Here is a 20,037-nt window from a genome sequence, read left to right as displayed (position 1 = left end):
TAATGAGGAACACATGACTTCCGTGATTCGCATTCAAGTTGGCTCAACCAACCCTGTAAAAGTCGCCGCGGCCAAGCAGGCTTTTGAGCAATGTCATCCTGATCATATTATTCATTGTGAAGGTCGGTCGACGCCATCTGGTGTAGCGGATCAACCACTGACAGAGTCAGAAACACGCCTTGGCGCGGTTAATAGAGCATTAACTTGCCAGCAAGATGACATCAACAAGCAATTCCATTTTTATATTTCTATGGAAGGTGGCGTTGATCAATTTGAGGAGGGCGCTGCAACCTTTGCTTATATTGCGATTGTGGATCAAAAAGGAGCCCCACACATAGGTCGAACCGCTAATTTACCACTTCCAGATCAGCTATTTAAACGACTTCAAAATCAAGAAGAATTAGGGCCTATAATGGACCAAATCTTTAACACAGAGAACATTCGTCAAAAAGGCGGCGCGATTGGTTTATTCACCAATCACGCTGCAACGAGACAAAGCGTCTATTCACAAGCCATTATTTTGGCCTTAGCACCAATTTTACATCCTCAACACTTTTCACATTAATCACGAAAAAGAAGCCTAACGATGAAGTATCAATGGATACTATTTGACGCCGACGAAACCTTATTTCACTTCGATAATTTTTCAGGCCTGAAACGTATGTTCAGCCTGTATGGCGTGACCTTTGAAAAAGATGATTTTCAAGCCTATCAAAACATCAATAAGCCACTTTGGGTCGATTATCAGAACGGAAAAATAAGCGCTTCAGAGCTGCAGACTAGACGATTTGATTATTGGGCAGAAAAACTCAAGGTGAGTTCCAGTCAACTTAATCAAGAATTTCTTCATGCCATGGCAGAGATTTGTCAGACATTACCTGGAGCGGATGAACTGATCAAAAGCCTTCATCAGTCAGGCGTTAAAATGGCCATCATCACCAATGGTTTTACTCAGTTACAAGAAATTCGTTTGAAAAAGACTGGCATGAGCCAATATTTCGAACATCTGATCATTTCAGAGCAAGTTGGTGTCGCAAAGCCAGATGCAAGAATCTTCGAGTATGCTTTTGATAAGATGGCGCAACCGAACAAAGAAAGCGTACTCATGGTTGGCGATACGCTGGAATCTGACATCTTGGGAGGCAACCAGTTTGGTGTCGACACATGCTGGCTGAATCATCATAAACTCGATGGGCATGAAACCATTAAGCCAACGTATACCGTTAACCATTTGGCCGAACTGAAGAATCATCTATAAAACCATGTTTAACGAATTAGAGTCACAATAGGACTCTAATTCACCCTTACTATTTCCGATAAATGTTATTATCGGAAATAGTAGAATATTACGAAACAATCTACAATTTTAGTTGTAGTTTATGTTTTTCAATCAGTTAAGTTATTTATTAAGAGATTTAGACGAGATCTTACTGCCTTTTTGAGCCTAAATGCGGAATGCTTCAGCCCCAACTTCAAGGAAACATTCCGCAGGTGAAGTTCAAGCCGTAACGAGTTTCATATTCGCTTGGTTGGCAACATCTTTGAGGTCAACAGCGTGCTTTTTAAATTCCTATGTTTTGTCAGTAATCGTATCGAACTTCCAGTCTATCTTAGGGTTAAAAACTTATTTGATAGACATGTTGTTATACTCAAAACAACATCTATGGGGCTAAAGCCTTTATCTGGTATGGGGTCATAAACCATATCTCCTTATAAAGGAAAACTTTCCATAATAATGTGGCGTATTTGAATTATCGTCTTATGAATAAAATAAATAAGCACATTGATTGATCACTTCTTGGCCACCCAGAACCAATAAACGACAAAAACGATTGCAAGTACACCTAATAAATTAATGAGCACGCTCAACCTCCTTCAGTTTGATTTTAATCACTTGCCTAAGCCTGTTCGCATTCAACACGACCGTGACAGAAGACAAAGACATGGCCATGCCAGCAATAATAGGACTGAGCAACCAGCCAGTTATGGGATAGAGCAAACCTGCAGCAATAGGTATGCTTAAGGCGTTGTAAGCAAAGGCTCCCCAAAGATTTTGTTTGATATTACGAATGCTTACCTTGCTCACCGCAATGACATCCACTAAAGCATTCAGGTTATTATGCAATAAAGTGACATCCGCACTTTCCATCGCCACATCCGTACCCTCACCCATTGCAAAGCTCACATTTGCCTGCGCTAATGCTGGCGCATCATTGATCCCATCACCTACCATGCCAACAATATTCCCTTGATGCTGTAGGGACTTAATCCATTCTAATTTGTTTTCGGGCATCAATTCTGCGTGATACTCATCTAAGTTTAGTTGCGCGGCAACCTGCGACGCGTTCACTTTTTGATCACCGGTCAGCATGATCAATTTTATGTCCATGCTCTTAAGGTTTTTTAGTGCCTTAACAGCACTTTCTTGAATTGGATCTTGCAGCAAATAATGGCTCAGCAATGTGTCGCTCGAAAACAAGTAGACATGACTCCCTGCCTCCTCTGTATTTACTGAGGACGATACAGACAAACCAACTTGGCTAAGCAGTTTTTCATTACCTAGATAATACCAGTCATTTTGAAATCGTCCGCGGACTCCTAAACCAGGTAAGTTTTCATATTCGCTCAATGTGATGTGATCAATTGAAGCTTTATCTGTGGTTTGCTTTGAGTCTTGTTGATCAATGTATTCAAGTAAAGCTTGAGCTAACGGATGGCTCACTTTACTTTCAAGGGCTTTAACCAAAGCATTAGCGAAGTCGATATGAGCGCGCTCACTAATATAATCAACCTTAGTAACACTGGGTTTTCCTTGTGTGATGGTGCCTGTTTTATCGAAAACTAGACAGTCAATATTACTTGCCACCTGTAACGCTTCACCATTACGAATCAGCCCTCCTACTTCAGCCGCCTTCCCCACCCCAATCATAGTTGAAATTGGCGTTGCTAAACCGAGTGCACAGGGACAAGCTATGATCAACACAGAAACAGCGGTTACTAGTATGTAGGAATAATCATGGGCATTGGCGAAGTTAAACCAAGCTAATGCAGTCAGTATGGCAATGATGATGACGCTTGGTACAAATACTGCCGCGACGTTATCTGCCAAATGGCTGATTGGCGGTTTTGAATTTTGTGCGCGACTGACCATATCGACTATCTTAGCCAATTGGGTTTGTTTCCCCGTTTTAAGCACTTTAATAACTAGGCTGCCATTCATATTAATGGTGCCAGCCTTAACCGAATCCCCTACAGCTTTGCGAACAGGAACGGATTCTCCCGTTAACATGGCTTCATTTAAATAGGACTGGCCTTCAATCACGTCACCATCGACGGGTACTGCATCGCCGGAGCGCAACCGAAGTACATTACCCACATTTACGTTTGCAACAGAGACCTGAACATCCTGCCCATCACGAATCAGTATCGCTTGCTTGGGGGCTAGACCTAACAACTTCTGCAGAGCTTGATTGGTTTTGCTTCTCGTTTTCACCTCAAGCGCCTGGCCGAGATTGATTAAACCGATGATCATGACTGCGGCTTCAAAATACAAATGCCGAGTATTCGCTGGTAAAAAGTCTGGATACAACACCACAAACATGGAATATAACCAAGCACTGCCAGTCCCAATAGCAATTAACAAATCCATATTGGCATGATGTGAACGCACCGCTTTCCATGCGCTTATGAAATAATGCTTACCTGCAAAATACATGATAAGCGCACATACAGAGCCAATAAAAAACCAAATAAATTGTTCAGTGAGCGAACTCACTTTCATGCTGCCACCTAATAGGCCATACAGCATAAGCGGTATACCAAGAGAGAGCCCCATGAAGGATGAGGAGATTTTCTGCCGATATTCATTAGCATCCTTTACTATTTTTTGCTCTGCATTTAGTTGCGCATCCGTTACTAACTCACCTTGATAACCGGCTTCGCTTATCGCTGTTAACAAGTTTTGAAGGCTGGCGGAGCTGGACACTTGAGCCAGATGGCTTGCAAAATTCACTTCAACTTTTTTGGTGCCATCCACTTTGGCTAACGCTGACTGAACGGTATTTACACAACCAGCACAGGTCATTCCCGAGATGGCAATTTGATAATCTACTGCTTGTTTTGTCTTTCCTTCAGAGGACGGCTTATCCAATTCTGCATCATTACTAGACGAGGAAGGATTGATTTCTTGGTTTAGTTTATTGGCACTTATGGCAAACCCTGCTTGCTCAACGGCTCTCTGAATTTGCGCAAAGTTCAAATCCGATAAAACCTCTAAATAATTTGCCTTTGGATCACCAATCACGTCGGCATTTGGGCTTTTTAATTGAATTTGTTCACGGATTTTTCGAACACAACCTTGGCAACTCATACCGTAAACAGACAAAGACACTTTATCTTTATTTACATCCGTCATGACATCCCTCCGGTGCGTTATCTTGTAGGGAAACGTTTTCCCAATCTTCTATTAAGCAACAAATAGAGTGACCATCTGGTACGCCGTCTGGCATGGATTCCCAAGCTGCCAATGCCGTTTCCATTTTTGCTAGGTGTGCTTGTAACTGTGCTATTTTGGCTTTTGTTTCCGGCACCTTTTGCTGCAGTAAATCTCTGACCATAGGGCAAGGCGAATCACCACAGTCAGATTGTTGCAGGATATTCTCTACTTGTTTAAGACTAAAGCCCAGCTCCGTTGCTTGGCGAATAAATTTCAACCTTTGCAAAGCCGTTTTGTCATAGAATTGATAATTGTTATCAGGATTTCGCTCAGCCGTGATTAAGCCTAGGCGAGTGTAATGACGCACTGTATCCGGTGTGACTAGGGCTTTTCTTGCTATTTCACTGACTCGCATATCACACCTCCTTCTGAATTAATTCTAAAGAGTATAAAACCTATGAGTTACACATAGGTCAAATATCAGAGCAAAAAAAACCGATACACAAACTGCATATCGGTTTTAGACCTAAACGAAAGGCCATTTGGCGCGATCAAGAATCTCGAAAAAAAGTAATTAATGGAGTTTCAATTTCGGTTTCACAACTTTACCCACCTTCTGCGCTGCCATGATGATGGTCGCTTTGAACCAACCGTGTATGGCAATCAGGTGAAGACGATAAAGGGATACATAAACAAATCGAGCCAAACGCCCTTCAATAAACATAGAGCGACTGCTTAAATTCCCCATTAAGCTGCCTACTGTACTGTAGCGACTTAAGTTCACTAAAGAACCATAGTCTTTATAGGTGTACTCTTTTTGAGTTTCACCTAAAAAAGACGCTTTAATATTAGTAAACACTAATGATGCCATTTGATGCGCCGACTGCGCTCTTGGTGGCACAAAAGAACCATCTGCTTGCTTACAGGCACAACAGTCACCAATAACATAAACGTTATCAAACTCAGTTGCTTGCAGCGTGTTTTTTACCAAAATTTGATTATTACGTGTCGTTTCAAAGCCTTCAATGTTCGCCACAAAATCTGGTGCCTTCACGCCTGCCGCCCAAATCATAAGATGAGCATCGATTGTTTCTTCTTCCGCTGTCTGGAACCCACCATCAAAGGCGCGAACCACTCGTGTTTTCTCGCTGATATGAACACCAAGGTGCTGTAGCTCTTTACTGGCTAAACCAGCAATGCGCTCTGGTAAAGCCGGTAAAATACGCTCACCCGCTTCAATTAATTGCACCTGAACCCGTTTGCCTGACATGTCTGGCATTCCATAAGACTTCATTAATTCAGCTACATGGAATAATTCAGCGGACAATTCAACTCCAGTTGCGCCACCGCCAACAATCGCAAGTTTAAGCTTAGAGTCAGCACCTTCTTGATTCACTCGTAAGAATTGTTGTAGTAACGCTTGCTGGAAACGCTCAGCTTGGCGATGAGAATCTAGAAAATAGCAATGTTCAGCGACACCTGGTGTTCCAAAGTCATTGCTCACACTACCAACGGCCATCACCAAAATATCGTAACTGAGATGCCGTTCCGGTAAGACTTGATGACCTTTATCATCATCAATGGCTGCAAGGGTTAATACTCGCTCTTTGGGGTCAACATTAATTAGTGTGCCAAGTTGAAATTGATAATGATGTTTGGCAGCGTGGGCGCGATAGTTTAGACCATCATTATTAATGTCTAACGAACCTGTCGCCACCTCATGAAGCAGGGGCTTCCATATGTGCGTCTGACTTCGGTCGATCAACACGACCTCTGCTTGGCGCTTTTTTCCAAATGTTTTACCGAGTTTGGTCACCAGCTCTAATCCGCCAGCACCACCACCAACAACCACAATCTTTTTCATATGTGCTCACCTATAAATGTTGAATTATCGGGAAAAGATTCTTAAAACCCTTTCCCGATAACACAATTCTCATTCAGCTAACTAACAGGCAACTAGGTTGCCCGTTGTGCTAATAATTTATCGAGCGTATTGGCAAATGCCATTCTATCTTGTTGACTAAAACTAGCTGGCCCACCTGTTTGCACGCCTGAGGAACGCATTTGTTCCATAAAATCGCGCATATTTAGGCGTTGCTTGATGTTTTCTTTCGTATAAAGTTCACCGCGAGGGTTAATGGCTAAAGCCCCTTTATCAATCACTTCCGATGCTAATGGAATATCAGCGGTAACGACTAAATCATTTGGTGAGGCTTGCTCTACAATATAATTATCGGCAACATCAAAACCTGAGCTGACAACGCGACGCTCAACCCATTTGGATGGTGGTATAGCAATGGCTTGGTTTGCTACTAATATGCATGGCACTTGAACTCGTTCAGCGGCACGAAATAATATATTTTTGATCACATTTGGACAGGCGTCCGCATCAACCCATAAACGCATAATAACCCCTTATATTGTGGAGCACATTATTAAACAGGCTGAAGTGTAAATCCAGTGACGAATATGAAACAAAACAAGGAGACGACTGTCTCCTTGTTTTGTTTTACCCTGCTTATGTTACATATTAGGGTAGTTTGGACCGCCAGCTCCCTCAGGTGTTACCCAAGTGATATTTTGAGCGGGATCTTTAATATCACACGTTTTGCAGTGAACGCAGTTTTGCGAATTAATTTGAAAGCGTGACTCGCCATCTGACTCAACCACTTCATACACACCTGCCGGACAATAACGCTGAGCAGGCTCATTGTATTTAGGCAAATTCTGATTTAATGGAATAGCAGCATCTTTCAACTTCAAGTGACAAGGCTGATCTTCTTCATGATTCGTATTAGAAAGAAACACAGAAGAAGGCTTATCAAAGCTTAATAAGCCATCAGGCTTACGATATTCTGGCGCCGTATGTTTGTCCGCTGTTTCAAGGCAAGCGTAATCTGGCGTCATATCATTGAATGTAAAAGGCAGGCTTCCCGAAAAGATATTTTGATCTAACCAGTTATAAGCACCACCCCAGAAAGTACCTAACTTATGCATAACAGGAACAAAGTTTCGCGCTTGCTGCAACTCTTTACCCAACCATGATGACGCAAGCGCTTCATCAAAATGAGCAAGCTCAGCCACGAAGCTGTCTGCTTGCAATGCGTCATAAACAGTGTCAGCGGCTATCATGCCACTCTTCATGGCGGTATGAGTTCCTTTAATCTTAGCTGGGTTCAGGGTACCGGCATCGCAACCGATAATAAGACCACCCGGGAAACTCAATTTTGGCAATGAAGACCAACCACCTTTAGCAATGGCTCGCGCTCCGTAAGAAACTCGTTTGGCCCCATCTAAATGCTTTGCTATAACTGGATGATGTTTGTAACGCTGAAATTCATCATAAGGGCTTAGGTGCGGATTCTTATAATTAAGATCCACGATCAAACCGACCACCACTTGATTATTCTCAAGGTGATATAGGAAGCCACCTCCGCCCGCTTCTTTACCTAATGGCCAACCTGCCGTGTGAATGACTGTGCCAGGCTTACTCATTTCAGCAGGAACGTCCCATAATTCTTTAATGCCTAGACCGTAATGTTGTGGGGCTTTGCCTTCATCCAGCTTATATTGAGCAATAAGCTCTTTACCTAAATGGCCACGGCAGCCTTCAGAGAAAATCGTGTATTTGGCTTTCAACAGCATACCTGGCATGTAGCTGTCTTTTTCCGCACCATCTGCCGCTATGCCCATATCCCCTGTGATAATGCCTTCAACCTTGCCTTCTTCATCGTAAGCCAATTGGGCAGCAGAGAATCCAGGAAAGACTTCTACGCCTAGGTTTTCAGCTTGCTCCGCTAACCAGCGAGTAAGGTTGCCTAAACTAATGATGTAATTACCATCATTGTGCAAGGTTTTTGGCATCATCCAACGGCTTAACTGGCGACCAGAAGTATCTGAACTTAACCAATGTAGCTCATCCACATTCACTTTGGTTTCAAGTGGTGCGCCCATTTCTTGCCAATCTGGAAACAATTCGGTCAAAGCTTTTGGGTCTACCACTGCGCCAGACAAAATATGCGCACCAATTTCTGAACCCTTTTCGACCAAACAAACGCTGATTTCTTTTTCATCAGCCTGAGCCTTTTGCATAATGCGGCACGCAGTGGAAAGACCTGCTGGGCCACCACCGACAATCACCACATCAAATTCCATTACTTCTCTATCTGTCATACTGCCTCCCAACAACGGCATTTTTATTGTTATTTCGCTATATTAACGCGCAAAGCTTGTTTCATTTAGTACTTCTACCGACTCGTGACCAGACTCAATGGCCTGATAGAAAGCACTTGCTCTTGGCAAAATATGATCACAATAAAAGACCACTGACTGACACCAAGATTGTTTTTGTTGATTGCCCATTTGCGCATCTTGCTGACTTGCCGCCAAGGCTTTGATTTGCAACCAAGCACCAACGACATAACCCATTAACATCATATAAGCATAGGCGGAACCTGTACCTAACGTACTGTCTTTTTGCATTGCAGCTAAACAAAAATCGGTCGCTTGTTTAGCTTGTTCTAAAGCATTGTCTAATTTTTCTAGCGGCGCATTAAAATTGTCTGCTTTCCATTGGTATAAATCAGCTCCCATCTCAGCCAACAAATCCTGCATAGCAGCGCCTTTATCGGCATAAAGTTTACGTCCAATCAAGTCGATAGCCTGGATACCATTAGTACCTTCATAAATCGGTAAGATTCGAGCGTCACGAGCATGTTGTGCGACCCCTGTTTCTTCAATGAACCCCATGCCTCCATGTACTTGAATGGCTAAGGAAGTAATTTCTTGAGCTTGCTCAGTGATCCAGCCTTTTACGATTGGTGTGTAAAGTGCTGTTCTTGCAACCGCTTTTTGCTTCACCTCACCATCGGCAATATGGGAAAGATCATTCTCAACGGCTGCCACATAAACTAATGAGCGCATTGCGTCAATTTGCGACTTCATTGTCATCAACATGCGCAGTACATCTGGATGCTCGATAATAGCTGCTTTTCCAGAACGATCAGCTTTCATACCTTGTTTACGCTCTTTGGCATAAGCTAAAGCTTGTTGATAAGCGCGCTCTGCAATCGCCAGACCTTGTAATCCAACACCTTGGCGAGCATTGTTCATCATAGTGAACATGGCTTTTAGCCCCTGATGCTTTTCACCAACTAGGTAACCTAATGCCCCTTCGTTCTCACCAAAGCTCATCACACAAGTAGGTGATGCATGAATGCCCAATTTATGTTCCACAGACACGACTTGCACATCGTTGCGCTGTGAAGGCTCTCCCGCGTCATCTAACAAGAACTTCGGTGCTAAGAATAAAGAAATGCCTTTAACACCCTCTGGCGCGTCAGGAAGACGAGCTAACACCAAATGAATGATGTTATCGCTCATTTGGTGATCGCCCCATGTAATGTAGATTTTTTGGCCTTTAATACGGTAAGCATCACCGTCTGGTATCGCTTTACAAGCAATAGCCGCAAGATCAGAGCCAGCAGATGGCTCAGTCAGGTTCATGGTGCCGGCCCACTCACCACTAAGCATCTTGGGAAGGTATTGCGACTTTAATTCATCACTGGCGTGATGACTGATGGCTTCGATTGCCCCGTGACTTAATAAAGGACACAGAGAAAAAGCTAAGTTCGCAGATTGCACGCCTTCGTTTACGGCCGTCGCAATGAAGGATGGTAGCCCTTGACCTCCGTATTCTGGGTCACCAGATAAGCCAACCCAGCCGCCATCGGTATAGGCTTTGAAAGCTTCTTTAAAACCTTTTGCTTCAATTACCTCACCATTCTCAACTCTTGAACCTTCACTGTCGCCACTCGCATTAATTGGCGCAATAACTTGCTCAGAAAGTTTTCCAGCTTCGCCTAAAATGGCTTCAAGCAATTCTTGATCAATGGGATCGTCTAGGTAAGGCGCCAACTTATTGATGTCGGCAACAGAAAGCAGGCTAAACAAAATGTCATTTACAGGATATTGGTAATCGCTCATTTTTTATTCTCCGGTATAAGTTATCCGAGCGGATGTATACCTATAGAATGGAAAAAGAACGCCAATTCCTCAATAACATTTCAAACCTATATTTCTAACAAATACATTCACAATGCCAACAAGGCATGATTCAGCCCCTATTATCAGGGCGTTTCATATCCTTACCGAACTTTAAATATTCCTCACTTTTTCGGTATTCACCCGGTGTCATACCTGTCCATTTCTTAAATGATCGAAAAAAGGCACTGGGTTCATCAAAGCCCATCAAGGCGGCAATATCATTAATGCTTAACTGAGGCGCATTCATGTAGGTAATCGCAGCCTCCTTACGACACTCATCTTTGATCTGCTGATAAGAGGTTTTTTCATCATTTAATCGGCGGCGCAAAGTAGAAACACTCATGTTTAAGCCACTGGCAACTTCTTCCGCACTTGGCATCTCTCGAGAAAAATCTTTCCCTAACATGGCCATGACTTGTGACTTCAAGCTGTTGTCGTTCTCAACCATCACCAATAATTGATAAGGCGCGGTTTTCAAAAAGCCTCGTAGACTGTCTTCGGTTTGGACAATAGGCATATCCAGATAACTGGCTGGAAACACCAGTGCGTTAGCATGCTGATTAAACTTTACTTCCGATTGGAACAAGGTTTTGTAGTATTCCACATCATTGGGGCGCTCATTGGTAAAATACGCGGCTTTAAGGTTTAAACGACGACCAATTAACCAGCAAATGAAATGATGCCACATAGACAAGGTTGTTCTCAGCTGTTCATTGGACTCGGCCAAAACCAAACTGTCGATGTCTTCATCGGATGAGCTTAATGGCCCAAAGGTCACCATAGCAAAGCGACCTTTTTTGATCAGTACAGGTTTAACTGTTGGACCACGACAAATTTCATAAAAATCACTACAACGATACAGAGCATGTGCCAAGCTGCGTGCATGAATAATACACAGACACATCATGCGAAAAGTCCCATTTGGAATTTTCCCACCACTTAGCATACCGAACGACTCATCCTGCATTAGCCACATGATTTTTTGATATAACATACCAAATCGATAAGCAGAGAAAGAATCACTCTGCTCCAGCTCTTCAGCGGTAATTTCCAGGCTTTCTAGCACCGCTTCTCGATCGAGCCCTTGTTTCTCTACTGCTTTTAGAAGATAGCGAACACTCGACATAGGAACGGAAGCTTTCAATGTTGTCACCTTAATCAATTAAAATTTAATCAATACAAATCAGAAACTTGGAGCATAAAAAAAGGCTGCAAGGCAGCCTTTCTAATTCTACATACTTTTGCTTAATTTTCTTCTGTAAATGCAGACAAAAGTTCATCTACAGATAAATCTTCACGATCAGACTGGACAGATTCAGACACCTTAGTAGGCTCTGACGGCTTTTCTGCCTCAGGCTTAACAAACACAAAACGACGAGGGCGAGCTGCTGGAACTGCCTCTTCTTTTTCTGGTAAAAGCCCTAGACGCTCTAATTTCTTATGAGCTTGATCTTTACGCTGCTTTGATTTCTTTGTTGCAAAACGACGGACAGAAGATGCCTTACGAGCTTTATTTTGCTCTTTCATCATCTCTTTTGAGCCAGTTTTACCTAACTTTCCACGCATTGAACGTGATTTTTTTACACGAGCCATAATTTCCTCTCTTTAACGCGCGCATTGTAACAGCGATTAAAGTCTAGGTCATCAAGGGGATTAGCAACTTCCTTTAAAAGTGCTGTGGCCAACTTTACGATGTTTCCCCATCTCGCCAGCCAGCTGACGTATGGCTTTTTTATCATTTGCCGCTAATGCCATATTCAAATCCTCTAGGGTTTTAATTGTGCTATCGATCAACTCGACATATTGTTCTGTTTGTTGAGCCAACGCCTCACCTTCTAAACCATCCATTTCAAATTGATGCGGATGAGTATTACGAGATTTCTGAAAGGAGACAATCAACTGATCAACATACTCTGTTGCGCTATCAAAATCACCAGACTTCACAGCCGATGACATTTGACGCATGTCACTTTTAATATCCTGCATATAACCATGTAAATCCGTATCACCACATGAACCATGTGCCATGCTGACAGACGAGAACGTCGCCAACAAGATTGCCCCGGCAAGCAAGCTTTTTTTCATAAAAACACCCTTTTGATATTTACTGTTATTTGGTTTCCGCCTTTCCCACGCTATTAAAATAGCATTTTCAAAGAGAAAAGCACCAGCGAATGAGAGCAGATTTTCGTTTTCATCGCTAAGCTTGCCAGTAGAGGCATCGTTAATGGATACTAGAGGGAATTATTGATTAAGAGATGAATTCATGTACCTGGTCAAATGCCTATCCGCCTTTTTAATCCTATTAAGTGCAACACAAGCCTATGCAGAATGCCCTGATTGGGATTCCAGAGCCGCTGCAGATAAAGCTGCCGAGAAATACGTCTCAGGAAAAGCCTTTAAGCGCGCCATGGTACTGAAAAAACATTTACCCAGTAAACGTAAAGAGGTCGCCAGCTATATCTATGTTAAAGCGGACGACCTCTACTATACGGTGTTTTCTTTGATTAACTCAAAGTGCAAAGCGCAAATAATGAAACGAACCAATGGTAAGCACTAAGCTTTTTTCTCGTTTTCCTCTGCATTTCCTTCGTCTTCATCTTCTTCGTCTTCGCCAAGCTTGGCAATTTCCTCCAAACGCTGGATAACTTTGAAAGACAAGGTTCCTTCAGGATAGTCGCCATCTTCATCTGGAACCCCTGGCTCTATACCGGTTAACAGGTGTAATGCTTCGTCAGCTGATTCAATCGCATAAATGTGAAACAAACCAGCTTTGACTGCTTCAAGAATGTCATCATTTAGCATCAAGTTATTGGCATTTGACTTGGGAATAATCACCCCCTGCTTACCCGTTAATTCTCGCGCTTGACAAACATTGAAGAAGCCTTCGATTTTTTCATTCACGCCACCAATTGCTTGTACTTCCCCGTACTGGTTCAATGAACCTGTGATGGCCAAATCTTGGCGTAACGGCACTTGAATGAGTGCAGATAAAAGGCAGCATAATTCAGCCGTTGACGCACTGTCTCCATCCACATAACCATAGCTTTGCTCCATGGCAATAGAAGCTGAAATTTCAAGCGGGAAACGCTGGGCGTACTTGTTACCTAAGTAACCAGATAGAATCAACACGCCTTTGGAGTGAATATTCTGACCAAGGTTAGACTCGCGCTCAATATCGATAATACCTTTACCACCAGGATAAACGGTCGTCGAAATACGTGCTGGGGCACCAAAGCTACTGTCACCTATCTGCATCACGGTTAAGCCATTGATTTTCCCTACAGCATAACCATCACTTTCCAGTAACACTGTACCTTCGATGATTTCTTCGATGATCTTCTCACTAACACGGCCTGTACGATGCTTCTTGGCTTTCAATGCTCGCTGGATGTGATCAGCATTAATTTCTTCGTCCTTGGCCATTTGACGAACAAAGTCCGCTTCGCCAAGCAACTCAAAAACATCGCCAATTTTGGCTGCCATTTCACGTTGATGCTCCGCGAGACGGCTGCTGTATTCAATCAATGCAGCCACACCATCACGCGTTACGTTAGCGTATTCCTCTTTATCGACTCGATCTTTCATCAAACGAGCAAACGCGTATTCTGATTCCTTAGTACGCTTTAAGCTGTCATCAAAGTCCACAAGTACACGGAACATTTCTTGAAAATCTGGATCGGCATCTTGCAGTAAGTAGTAAATGTCTCGAGCCCCAATTAACACCACCTTAACCTGTAGAGGCAAGTCTTGTGGCGTTAAGGTGGTGGTATTCATGAGTCCCATGTCTGAATAAGGGTGCTCAATCTTAAGCGTCTTACTCTTGAGAGCTCGCTTCAAAGCTTCCCACAAGTAATGATCCGTCAGTAATTTTTCAGCATCTAAAATCAAATAGCCGCCATTTGCAGCGTGCAAACTACCAGAGCGAATAAGGCGATAACTGGTCACCAGCATCCCCTGGTCACTGCTGTGTTCAACTTGACCAAATAAATTACGATAAGTTGGGTGCGGCTCATAAATCACTGGCTGCCCACCGTCTTTTTCGTTTGTCACCGCAATATTAGGCAGATACAAATCTTCGTACATTTGTCGACGACCCACTTCATCACGATTTTCAGACGCTTTATCGTCCGCCATTTGATCTATGATGGTTTTGTCGAGATCCGCACGCAGAGCAGTAAGGTATTCAATAACTTGCTCGTGCTCTTTGTAGGTATCTAGCAGCGGCTGCATTAAGGGGTCAAGCGCTTCTTTCACCGTATCTAAATTTAACTGACGCAATAAGTCATAGGTTTCGCGCTTCCATTGAGGCAAACCTAGTAACTCTTCGTTAAGTAAACCTTCTAATGTAGAAACGCCTTCTTGGAAAGCGTCACGTTCTTCATCAGTCAACGCAGCAAATTCATTTTCTTCCAGCGCCTTTCCTTCTTTCATCGGTGCAAAACTGACGGATGATGCATCGCGGAACATGGCGACACCAATTTTGCCTGATACTCGCTCAACACGATTAATTGCCGCTTCATATTTATCATTAAAAGCGCGATCTATGATGCTCTTTTGCTGTTGGTAAGTCGGGTTTTCAAAAGCTGCAGGAAACGTCGCCATTAAACCGTCAATCAAGCCGCGAATTTCTTTTTCAAACTCAGACGCCATATCCGGCGCAAATTCAATGGCTTTAGGGCGATAGCTTTCTGTGAAGTTATTCACGTATACCCATTCGGTTGGTGCAGGTCGACGCTTTGCTTCGCTTTTCAAATAGCTCATCACATAAGAAGAACGACCGGTTCCAGAATCACCCATAGCGTAGATATTGTAACCAGGGCGCTGCATAGCCACACCAAACTGAATCGCCTCTACGGCACGCTCTTGGCCTAGAATGCCGCTCAGGGGCTCAATGTCTTTTAGGGTTTTAAAAGGTAAGTGATCTGTTGGTACTTTGGCAGCAAGCGCTTGGTAAGGTAAAGCAGTAACCATATTGGACATCAATGAGCTTCCTTATGAGATAACAAGTAATAGCTAACTTGTCATGCTTGGGGTCTGTAAATGATAAATAGGTAAGACTAACACTCAGTTGAGTGACAGTCCTACAAAAATACTAAACGCTAAGAACTAAGTGCTCGTTCATGGGCACTCTGTTAAAGACACGATGGAAGTTTGTCGCCGTAGCCTCTAATAGCTCTTCATAACGAATGCCTTTTAAATCGGCGACATATTGTGCTACCTCGGCGACATATTTCGGCTCATTTTTCTTACCACGGTATGGTACGGGAGCAAGGTAAGGCGAATCCGTTTCCACAATCAAAGATTCAAGCGGTAATTTTTGAACTGTTTCTTTTAAATCTTGTGCTGTTTTAAAGGTCACAATGCCTGAGATGGAAATCAGATAATTTTCATCTACGGCGGCTTTGGCCATCTCATAATCTTCCGTGAAACAATGCAAAACTCCGGCAGAATTAGGGTTACCATGCTGTCGAATCAAGGACAAGGTGTCTTTTTTCGCCTCACGTGTATGAACAATAACAGGCAATCCAAGCTCACCAGCAGCGATCAAATGATGTTTAAAACTGTCTTGCTGCGCCAAGTGAATCTCGCTGGATTTTTCGTAAAAATAATCTAACCCTGTTTCACCAATCGCCACTACTTTAGGATGCTTGGCCAGTTCAAGCAGACGTTGAGGATCAGCCAATAGCCCCTCAGTTTGCAATGGGTGCACACCACAACTGGCAAAAACACCATCACGCTGGGTAAAAGTCAGAATCGTGTCTATTTTATCAAGGTCGACTGAAATACTCAGAAGTTGGCGTACGCCCTGCTGGTGAGCCGCATCAATTGCAAGGTCTAAATTATTATCGTAAGGCGCCAAATCTAACATGTCTAAATGGCAATGGGTGTCGATCAACATACAAGAGTTACCACTGATTTAATTCGTTTGTTAATTGCATAATGGGGTTTAAATTTGTTTTTTGTAGGGCCAATTTCAAATTTTGTATGGCCTGATAGCGATCCATCAAGGCTCGTATGCCAATTCGACGAATCAGATTGGCGTAGGCCGCTTCCAACGAAGGGTGCAAGGGGGCGCCTGCGGAATGACACAGCGACTGATGAAGTATGGCGGCCAAACCATTGCAATAATCTTCGATATTTTGACTATCTAGTCCTTTTAGAAACTCTGCCACCGTCATTTCTTGCTGTAATAACTGATTCACTTTATCTGGCAAGCTTAAAAACAATTCGGTTTTTTGGTTTTTATCAATCGATAACAAGCGAAAAGGTTGAGTCGTTAACCAGAATAAGCGGCTTAAATTGGCTTCAGGGTTGTATTGTGCAAGCCAAGCATCCACTTGAGTAATATTAGGTGTCGGCACATTCACTAATAAACAGCGACTGCGAATAGTCGGTAACAAACTGGTTGATTGTGAACTCGTTAACAAAAAGAAAGTGCGATCAGATGGTTCTTCTAACGCTTTAAGCACAGCGTTTGCAGCATTAACGTTCATTGACTGAGCATGACTAATCAGCACTACTTTGGTTTGACCGACTTGTGGTTTCTGTGTGATTTTTTGCACTAGGTTGCGAATCTGATCAACCTTGATCGTGCCCGATTCACCATCCAGCACCCGAAAATCAGGGTGCGTATCCGCTGCCATTAATTGGCAAGAATGACATTGACCACACGCCGCCGCTTGCTGAGATTCGCACATTAAATCTTTTGCCATCGCAAACGCCAAAGACTCTTGTCCAACACCATCAGCGCCAGTAATCAGTAGCGCATGAGATAAATCCCCAGACGCCTTGAGGCGCTGAATGTGCTGTTGACTTTGTTGCAACCAAGGAGCAATTGACATGTCTAGTTCCCTGAAGTCCAATTTGACTGTAAACGATCGAGTTCAGCTTGAATCTGTCGTTTTACCGATTCAATATCTTGACTTGCATCGATAATGGACACTCGCTGTGGCTCTGCTTCGGCACGTTCTAGAAAACCTTGCCTCACTTTCTCATGGAAGTTAAACGACTCTTTATCTAATCTATCTTGCTGCTGACGCTGCACTACTCGTTGCTGACCAACTTCCACAGAAACATCTAGCAGCAAAGTCGCATCAGGCTGACAATCGGCCACCACCCATTCAGCCAATTGATCTATGATGGCAAAGGATCCGCCTCGAGCATTTCCCTGATACACATAAGATGAGTCCAAGAAACGATCACTGATCACCCAAATGCCCTGCTCAAGCGCTGGCCGAATTTTTTCCGCAATATGTTGAGCTCGTGCCGCAAAGACCAGCAGTAACTCTGCCATATCACTGACAGATTCCTCTCTTGCTTGCAAAATTAAATTACGAATATCTTCTGCTAAAGGCGTCCCACCAGGCTCACGTGTCATCAGGTATGGTATGGAATGCTCATCAAGCCATTGCTTAATCGATTCGATGGCGGTTGACTTACCACTGCCTTCGCCACCCTCAAGGGTAATAAATTTTCCTTTCATGGCATTCACCTTCTACTGCGCAACTTCAGGCGTGGAACGATAATCGTCTCGACGCTTATACTGATATTTTCTTACCGCTCGATTATGCTCTTTTAAGGTGTTAGAAAAGGCATGCGAACCATCCCCTTTAGCGACAAAGTAAAGTGCCTTAGTTTGACCCGGGTTCAGTGCGGCCGCTATGGCTTCACGTCCAACATTGGCAATGGGCGTCGGTGGCAAACCATAAACACGATAGGTATTGTAAGGCGATTTTGACTGTAACCCTTTGCGCGTCAAATTGCCTGTAAATTCATCACCTAAACCATAAATTACCGTTGGGTCCGTTTGCAATCGCATGCGTTTTTGTAAACGGCTGATGAAGACTCTCGCGATCAAAGGACGCTCTGCCGGTACCGCCGTTTCTTTTTCAATAATGGATGCCATAATCAAAGCGTCATAAGGGGTTTTATAAGGTAACCCCTCCGCCTTGTTCTGCCATAGTACGTCCAGCGTATTTACTAACAAACCGTTCGCATGCTTTAAAATACTCACATCCGTGTCACCATCGTGATATCGATAGGTATTAGCAAAGAAACGACCTTCTGGATGAGCCACTTTAAGCGCCAGCTTTTCGGCGATTTCTTTGTCAGATAAACCCAGTAAAGTCATTTTGATATTACCTTTGGCTTTCATTGCCAATAGATAATCCTGCGTCGTTTTACCTTCTAACAGGGTGATATCGTAAGAAATGGATTCGCCTGAATCGAATAAAGACATTACCTGTATTAAGTTCATGCTAGGATCAAGCGCATACTTCCCTACTTTAGGCACCCAAGCTGGTTTTAACTTGGCCACAACACGAGTTAGATATGGCTGTTTAATGAGACCGTCTGAATGTAAACGGTGCCCCAAACTGTATGCACTGTCACCTTTGATGACTTCAAACGTAATGGATTCAGATAACGCGATTGGGGAGGTTACCTGTACATAAAGATAGCCAGCACATAAGGCCAACAAGGTAATTATGAGAAACACTGCTCGGTAGAACCATTTAATGTATGCCATGCATTTCCTTAGCTTGCATCAAAGATTGTAATTTTTTAGTCTTCGAACCGATCGTAAAGGTTTGACGATCAATCCGAACAACGGGAACGATTTTCATTAAACTGTTCGCCATAAACACTTCATCCGCTGCTAGCAAGTGTTTCGCGGTGAAGCTCTCTATCAAGGTCGATTGCGTTGCCATTTCGGCCAGAATTGCCTGTCTGTATGTCCCTTCCACGCCAGCCTGATCTAAAGCGGGAGTACATAGACAGTCATCTTTAAACCAAAAGACATTGCTCTGTATACCTTCGATAACATTACCCTGAGAGTCCAACATGATGGCTTCAAAATCATTAACCGCCAAATGCTGTTTGGCGATCACATGCTCAAGTCGATTAAGGTGTTTAATACCCGCTAAATACGGATTTGCATTAACCGGTACAGGCGACAGCGACACCCCAACCCCTTGAAGGCTTTCAGCTTGATAGTCGGGAAACGGTAAAATACCGATTATGATGGTGTGCGTTACCGTTTTGGGCGGCTGATAACCTCGCCCACCCTGTCCACGAGTCACTATTATTTTCACAACAGCATCGCTATTAAGGTAATCAGGCAAAATGGTTTGTAAAAAATAAGATAGCTGTTCTTTTTGCTCAGCATCAAAGGGCATTAAGAGCTTTTCTAGGCCTTTGTACAAGCGAGCTAAATGAGAGGGTAAACGTAAGAATCCATTTTGATTGGCATGAACGGTTTCAAACACACCATCACCATAAGCTAATCCACGATCAGCAGGTGCAATTGAAGTGTCTAATGTGTAATTAACAAACCAAGTCATGGCTAATAAGCTCAAATTAAAGTCAGCTATGATAGCGCAAAAAAGAATGGCGTCCCATAGGGGGTTCGAACCCCTGTTACTGCCGTGAAAGGGCAGTGTCCTAGGCCTCTAGACGAATGGGACATATTTTGAAATGGAGCGGGAAACGAGGCTCGAACTCGCGACCCCAACCTTGGCAAGGTTGTGCTCTACCACTGAGCTATTCCCGCAAAA

18 protein-coding genes and 2 tRNA genes are annotated in these 20,037 nt (G+C 43.4%); 3 read left to right on the top strand and 17 right to left on the bottom strand.

The window, feature by feature from the left end:
* The first annotated feature begins 13 nt into the window (after window positions 1–13).
* Both yjjX and yjjG read left to right on the top strand, forming a co-directional pair.
* The gene (gene yjjX / locus ACHUFM_RS02180; protein ID WP_394179127.1) at window positions 14–565 is read left to right on the top strand and encodes an inosine/xanthosine triphosphatase; all 552 of its coding nucleotides are present in this window, start codon (window positions 14–16) and stop codon (window positions 563–565) included.
* Between the two features lie 21 nt (window positions 566–586).
* The gene (yjjG, locus tag ACHUFM_RS02175; protein ID WP_394179125.1) at window positions 587–1,258 is read left to right on the top strand and encodes a pyrimidine 5'-nucleotidase; all 672 of its coding nucleotides are present in this window, start codon (window positions 587–589) and stop codon (window positions 1,256–1,258) included.
* 594 nt (window positions 1,259–1,852) lie between these two features.
* On the opposite strand, the gene ACHUFM_RS02170 is transcribed toward yjjG, so the two are convergent.
* The 9 genes from ACHUFM_RS02170 to ACHUFM_RS02130 form a co-directional block, all read right to left on the bottom strand.
* Window positions 1,853–4,414: a heavy metal translocating P-type ATPase gene (locus ACHUFM_RS02170; protein WP_394179123.1), complete on the bottom strand. Its 2,562-nt coding sequence runs from the start codon at window positions 4,412–4,414 to the stop codon at window positions 1,853–1,855.
* Window positions 4,398–4,850, bottom strand: coding sequence for a MerR family transcriptional regulator (locus ACHUFM_RS02165; RefSeq protein WP_394179122.1), 453 nt, complete (start codon window positions 4,848–4,850; stop codon window positions 4,398–4,400). The genes ACHUFM_RS02170 and ACHUFM_RS02165 overlap by 17 nt, the downstream gene beginning before the upstream one ends.
* 159 nt (window positions 4,851–5,009) lie before the next feature.
* Complete coding sequence (locus tag ACHUFM_RS02160) at window positions 5,010–6,299, bottom strand: NAD(P)/FAD-dependent oxidoreductase (protein WP_394179120.1); 1,290 nt, start codon at window positions 6,297–6,299, stop codon at window positions 5,010–5,012.
* Window positions 6,300–6,391: 92 nt separating this feature from the next.
* On the bottom strand, window positions 6,392–6,841 hold the full coding sequence (locus ACHUFM_RS02155) for a YaiI/YqxD family protein (RefSeq protein WP_394179118.1): 450 nt from the start codon (window positions 6,839–6,841) through the stop codon (window positions 6,392–6,394).
* A 117-nt stretch (window positions 6,842–6,958) separates the two neighbouring features.
* Complete coding sequence (locus ACHUFM_RS02150) at window positions 6,959–8,608, bottom strand: electron transfer flavoprotein-ubiquinone oxidoreductase (protein WP_394179116.1); 1,650 nt, start codon at window positions 8,606–8,608, stop codon at window positions 6,959–6,961.
* Between the two features lie 42 nt (window positions 8,609–8,650).
* Entirely contained in the window at window positions 8,651–10,420 is a 1,770-nt protein-coding gene (locus tag ACHUFM_RS02145; RefSeq protein ID WP_394179114.1) for an acyl-CoA dehydrogenase, read from the bottom strand.
* A gap of 130 nt (window positions 10,421–10,550) precedes the next feature.
* Window positions 10,551–11,624 (bottom strand): AraC family transcriptional regulator, encoded by a 1,074-nt coding sequence (locus ACHUFM_RS02140; RefSeq protein ID WP_394179112.1) that lies wholly within the window; start codon window positions 11,622–11,624, stop codon window positions 10,551–10,553.
* A 101-nt stretch (window positions 11,625–11,725) separates the two neighbouring features.
* Window positions 11,726–12,073, bottom strand: a complete 348-nt coding sequence (locus ACHUFM_RS02135) for a hypothetical protein (protein ID WP_394179110.1) — start codon at window positions 12,071–12,073, stop codon at window positions 11,726–11,728.
* A gap of 60 nt (window positions 12,074–12,133) precedes the next feature.
* A complete protein-coding gene (locus ACHUFM_RS02130; protein WP_394179108.1) occupies window positions 12,134–12,565 on the bottom strand; it encodes a cytochrome b562 in 432 nt (143 codons plus the stop codon).
* A gap of 181 nt (window positions 12,566–12,746) precedes the next feature.
* Here ACHUFM_RS02130 and ACHUFM_RS02125 point away from each other — a divergent pair, with 181 nt between their 5' ends.
* Window positions 12,747–13,040 (top strand): hypothetical protein, encoded by a 294-nt coding sequence (locus ACHUFM_RS02125; protein WP_394179106.1) that lies wholly within the window; start codon window positions 12,747–12,749, stop codon window positions 13,038–13,040.
* Here the strand turns inward: ACHUFM_RS02125 and ACHUFM_RS02120 are convergent.
* From ACHUFM_RS02120 to ACHUFM_RS02085, 8 genes are all read right to left on the bottom strand, one after another.
* A complete protein-coding gene (locus ACHUFM_RS02120; protein ID WP_394179104.1) occupies window positions 13,037–15,463 on the bottom strand; it encodes a Lon protease family protein in 2,427 nt (808 codons plus the stop codon). The genes ACHUFM_RS02125 and ACHUFM_RS02120 overlap by 4 nt on opposite strands.
* Window positions 15,464–15,575: 112 nt before the next feature.
* The gene (locus ACHUFM_RS02115; RefSeq protein WP_394179102.1) at window positions 15,576–16,382 is read right to left on the bottom strand and encodes a TatD family hydrolase; all 807 of its coding nucleotides are present in this window, start codon (window positions 16,380–16,382) and stop codon (window positions 15,576–15,578) included.
* A 7-nt stretch (window positions 16,383–16,389) separates the two neighbouring features.
* On the bottom strand, window positions 16,390–17,325 hold the full coding sequence (holB, locus tag ACHUFM_RS02110; protein WP_394179100.1) for a DNA polymerase III subunit delta': 936 nt from the start codon (window positions 17,323–17,325) through the stop codon (window positions 16,390–16,392).
* Window positions 17,326–17,327: 2 nt separating this feature from the next.
* Window positions 17,328–17,966 (bottom strand): dTMP kinase, encoded by a 639-nt coding sequence (tmk, locus tag ACHUFM_RS02105; RefSeq protein ID WP_394179098.1) that lies wholly within the window; start codon window positions 17,964–17,966, stop codon window positions 17,328–17,330.
* 12 nt (window positions 17,967–17,978) lie between these two features.
* Window positions 17,979–19,010, bottom strand: a complete 1,032-nt coding sequence (gene mltG / locus ACHUFM_RS02100) for an endolytic transglycosylase MltG (protein ID WP_394179095.1) — start codon at window positions 19,008–19,010, stop codon at window positions 17,979–17,981.
* Entirely contained in the window at window positions 18,997–19,824 is an 828-nt protein-coding gene (gene pabC / locus ACHUFM_RS02095; RefSeq protein WP_394179093.1) for an aminodeoxychorismate lyase, read from the bottom strand. The genes mltG and pabC overlap by 14 nt, the downstream gene beginning before the upstream one ends.
* Before the next feature lie 47 nt (window positions 19,825–19,871).
* Window positions 19,872–19,947: transfer RNA gene (locus ACHUFM_RS02090), tRNA-Glu, on the bottom strand.
* An 11-nt stretch (window positions 19,948–19,958) separates the two neighbouring features.
* Window positions 19,959–20,033 (bottom strand) — tRNA-Gly (locus tag ACHUFM_RS02085).
* Window positions 20,034–20,037: the final 4 nt, after the last annotated feature.

Source organism: Marinomonas posidonica (assembly GCF_043643765.1).
Classification (GTDB): domain Bacteria; phylum Pseudomonadota; class Gammaproteobacteria; order Pseudomonadales; family Marinomonadaceae; genus Marinomonas; species Marinomonas posidonica_A.
The sequence above is the reverse complement of the archived record's forward strand: the minus strand, read 5'-3'. Positions and strand labels throughout refer to the sequence as shown.

Coding starts and splice junctions, on each gene's coding strand:
- yjjX (WP_394179127.1), top strand. CDS start 14: ATGACTTCCGTGATTCGCATTCAAGTTGGCTCAACCAACCCTGTAAAA.
- yjjG (WP_394179125.1), top strand. CDS start 587: ATGAAGTATCAATGGATACTATTTGACGCCGACGAAACCTTATTTCAC.
- ACHUFM_RS02170 (WP_394179123.1), bottom strand. CDS start 4,414: ATGACGGATGTAAATAAAGATAAAGTGTCTTTGTCTGTTTACGGTATG.
- ACHUFM_RS02165 (WP_394179122.1), bottom strand. CDS start 4,850: ATGCGAGTCAGTGAAATAGCAAGAAAAGCCCTAGTCACACCGGATACA.
- ACHUFM_RS02160 (WP_394179120.1), bottom strand. CDS start 6,299: ATGAAAAAGATTGTGGTTGTTGGTGGTGGTGCTGGCGGATTAGAGCTG.
- ACHUFM_RS02155 (WP_394179118.1), bottom strand. CDS start 6,841: ATGCGTTTATGGGTTGATGCGGACGCCTGTCCAAATGTGATCAAAAAT.
- ACHUFM_RS02150 (WP_394179116.1), bottom strand. CDS start 8,608: ATGACAGATAGAGAAGTAATGGAATTTGATGTGGTGATTGTCGGTGGT.
- ACHUFM_RS02145 (WP_394179114.1), bottom strand. CDS start 10,420: ATGAGCGATTACCAATATCCTGTAAATGACATTTTGTTTAGCCTGCTT.
- ACHUFM_RS02135 (WP_394179110.1), bottom strand. CDS start 12,073: ATGGCTCGTGTAAAAAAATCACGTTCAATGCGTGGAAAGTTAGGTAAA.
- ACHUFM_RS02130 (WP_394179108.1), bottom strand. CDS start 12,565: ATGAAAAAAAGCTTGCTTGCCGGGGCAATCTTGTTGGCGACGTTCTCG.
- ACHUFM_RS02125 (WP_394179106.1), top strand. CDS start 12,747: ATGTACCTGGTCAAATGCCTATCCGCCTTTTTAATCCTATTAAGTGCA.
- ACHUFM_RS02120 (WP_394179104.1), bottom strand. CDS start 15,463: ATGTCCAATATGGTTACTGCTTTACCTTACCAAGCGCTTGCTGCCAAA.
- ACHUFM_RS02115 (WP_394179102.1), bottom strand. CDS start 16,382: ATGTTGATCGACACCCATTGCCATTTAGACATGTTAGATTTGGCGCCT.
- holB (WP_394179100.1), bottom strand. CDS start 17,325: ATGTCAATTGCTCCTTGGTTGCAACAAAGTCAACAGCACATTCAGCGC.
- tmk (WP_394179098.1), bottom strand. CDS start 17,966: ATGAAAGGAAAATTTATTACCCTTGAGGGTGGCGAAGGCAGTGGTAAG.
- mltG (WP_394179095.1), bottom strand. CDS start 19,010: ATGGCATACATTAAATGGTTCTACCGAGCAGTGTTTCTCATAATTACC.
- pabC (WP_394179093.1), bottom strand. CDS start 19,824: ATGACTTGGTTTGTTAATTACACATTAGACACTTCAATTGCACCTGCT.